This window comes from Pseudomonas sp., from assembly GCF_037994325.1.
Lineage (GTDB): Bacteria > Pseudomonadota > Gammaproteobacteria > Pseudomonadales > Pseudomonadaceae > Aquipseudomonas.
The window spans coordinates 1-2,602 of record NZ_JBBNAH010000481.1 but is presented as its reverse complement, the minus strand read 5'-3'; the positions used below and the strand labels follow the sequence as shown (position 1 = coordinate 2,602).

The window sequence follows — 2,602 nt, the reverse complement described above, 5'->3', positions numbered from 1 at the left end:
GCTTTGTATTGGTTCAGATCGGTCCGGCCAGCGTGAATCACGCCACTGCGGTCGATCATAAAGATGTTTTCGATCTTGGCACCCATGCTCACCAGCAACTTCATGCAGGAGATAGCGGCAGCGCCAGCGCCCAGGCAAACAATCTTGGCTTCGGGCAGGGTTTTGCCGACGATTTCCAGGGCATTGAGCATGCCGGCAGCGGTCACAATCGCGGTGCCGTGCTGGTCGTCGTGGAATACCGGGATGTCGCACTGTTCGATCAGCGCGCGCTCGATCTCAAAGCACTCGGGGGCTTTGATGTCTTCCAGGTTGATACCACCAAAGGTGATGGAAATGCGTTTTACGGTATCGATAAAGGCTTGCGGGCTTTCGGAGTCGACTTCGATGTCGAATACGTCAATGCCGGCGAAACGCTTGAACAGCACGCCCTTGCCTTCCATTACCGGCTTGGATGCCAGCGGGCCGAGGTCACCCAACCCCAGAATGGCGGTACCGTCGGAAATCACTGCAACCAGGTTGCCTTTGCCGGTGTACTTGTAAGCCAACTCGGGGTCACGAGCGATTTCACGCACCGGTTCTGCCACGCCTGGGCTATACGCCAGGGACAGATCACGCGCAGTGGAAGTGGGTTTGGTCAGCTCGACACTCAGCTTCCCCGGACGAGGATGGGCGTGATATTCGAGAGCGGCAGTTTTCAAATCAGACATGGTGGCATTTCCGCTTTTTTATGCTGTTAAACAGACAGGCAGCGAGGATACGCAAGATGCAGGGCTCGAACAAGACTGACCAGTCAGGTCTGTCAAGGGCTCTAGCGTACGACTTTAAGCCAATCCCCAGGGGACGGCTCGCCGCTTGGATATAGATGATTGAGTAGGCGCAGACGGGACTCGGCGTTACCGGGCAGCGTACTGCCCTGAGCTAGCTTGGTCATGGTTTGCGCGCTTGTGGCACGCACCAGTTGCAGCCGGAGAGGTTGCGCTAGCTTACGCTCCTCAGCCCGCAGAGGTCGAAAACTATTGATCACTTTGAGGAAATTTTCGTCTTCGGTTTGCAGCGAAGCGGGCGCTTTTACGCTGGCGATAAAGACGTAAGCCGAGTTGCCCTTGTAAACCACCGCCACCCGTTTGGCCGGGCGCCCAGGAATAATCGCGGTATAGCCCTGTAAGCCAGACTGCTGCAACTCGCGCTCATCGGCCAGACTGCCGGAAACCTTGGAGCGGATAAATTGCTGCGGCGTCTGGCCCGGCTTCACTTTCTCCAGCACCACCGCGATAAACGCGTTTTCGTCAGTGCTATGGGCGATTACGGCATCCGGACGATTGAGCAGGGACCAACCGGGCGGCGCGCTGAAGGTGAAGTCCAGCTCCGCATGATAGAACTGCTGACCACGGCGAATGCCGGTGGCTTCGGAGTCGCCATAGGGCAGCCCCGCCAAGTGCTGCATAAACACATCACGCCCCACTTCTTGCTGGCCGGTGGCCAAGGCCCGCGCTGGGCCGACCACTTCCTGCAAGCGTTTGTCGTTGCCGGGGTGGGTGTCGAACACGCCGTGGTAGCTGGAAGTTGGCTCGGGCTTACCGGCTTTTCTGGCTTCGTCGCGGGCATAGTCGTCTTGGCTTTTCAGCACCTCAACCACTTCGATCATTGCTTGTGGGTCGTATCCGGCGCGCGCCAAGTACTGGGCGCCAAGGCCATCGGCCTGCAATTCCATATCGCGCCCGTAGCCACGCACAATGGTCGAGCCCAAGGCACTGGTGATATCAGCCGCTGCGCCGACGCCTGTGCCAATCGCTACCGCCTGGCCGAGAATGCCCCAGGCCTGGGACTGACTTTGCTGCTGCACGCTGTGCCGCGCCGTAACGTGCCCCACCTCATGACCGAGCACAGCCGCCAGCTCGGCCTCGGAGCTCAGGTAGGCAAGCAAGCCACGGTGGATATAGATGTAGCCGCCGGGCAAGGCGAAGGCGTTGATATCGGGGCTGTCGATAACGGTGAAGTGGTACGTCAGATTGCTACGGTGGCTGTGCTGAGCCACGCGTTCACCCACTTGCTGCACATAGGCTTGCAGCTTTTCATCGGGGTAACGCGGGTACTGCTTGGCGATTTCCTGGCTGTACTCGCGCCCGAGCTCAAGCTCTTGGCGCTCGCTCATGGTCACAAAGTTGCTTTCGCCTGTGGCGGGGTTTTGTGCACAGCCTTGCAACAGCGCAAGCAAGGCCAGCAGGGCAAACAGACGAAACTTCATGGCCGTACCTCCAGCATTGCCGGATGAGTCAGCGGCAACATCCAGCGCGCCTGCGCGGACTGAGCGTTGCCGCGCCGGCTGCGATCAATCACCCAGCCGCGCGCCTCAATGGTTTGCCCCTGCATGGCGCGCAATGCCTTCAGGTCAAAGTTCGCCAACGCCTTGCTAGACACCTGCAGCACCAGCGGGCCGTCGAGCTGCAACCACACACCACCACGATTCTGCTCGACCTTCATGACCCGTCCCTGAACCAAAGCAAACCCACTGTCGTTAAGTTGCTGCGCGTGTTGCAGCGGCGCCGCTCGCCATAAGCCTAGTCGCGCCGCGCGCGCACTGCGCTCGGCCTGCTGCTGGCAA

At 59.6% G+C, this 2,602-nt stretch carries 2 protein-coding genes and 1 pseudogene; all 3 read right to left on the bottom strand.

The window, feature by feature from the left end:
• The coding region (locus AAAB16_RS16345; protein WP_340664272.1) for a malic enzyme-like NAD(P)-binding protein at window positions 1–707 on the bottom strand (707 nt) is incomplete at its 3' end.
• 101 nt (window positions 708–808) lie between these two features.
• Window positions 809–2,245, bottom strand: coding sequence for a M48 family metalloprotease (locus AAAB16_RS16340; RefSeq protein WP_340664271.1), 1,437 nt, complete (start codon window positions 2,243–2,245; stop codon window positions 809–811).
• Window positions 2,242–2,602: pseudogene (locus AAAB16_RS16335) on the bottom strand (thermonuclease family protein); the annotation flags it as partial. The gene AAAB16_RS16340 and the pseudogene AAAB16_RS16335, both read right to left, overlap by 4 nt.

What these genes read in the sequence shown, in the direction of transcription:
- AAAB16_RS16340 (WP_340664271.1), bottom strand. Translation starts at nt 2,245, where the DNA reads ATGAAGTTTCGTCTGTTTGCCCTGCTGGCCTTGCTTGCGCTGTTGCAA.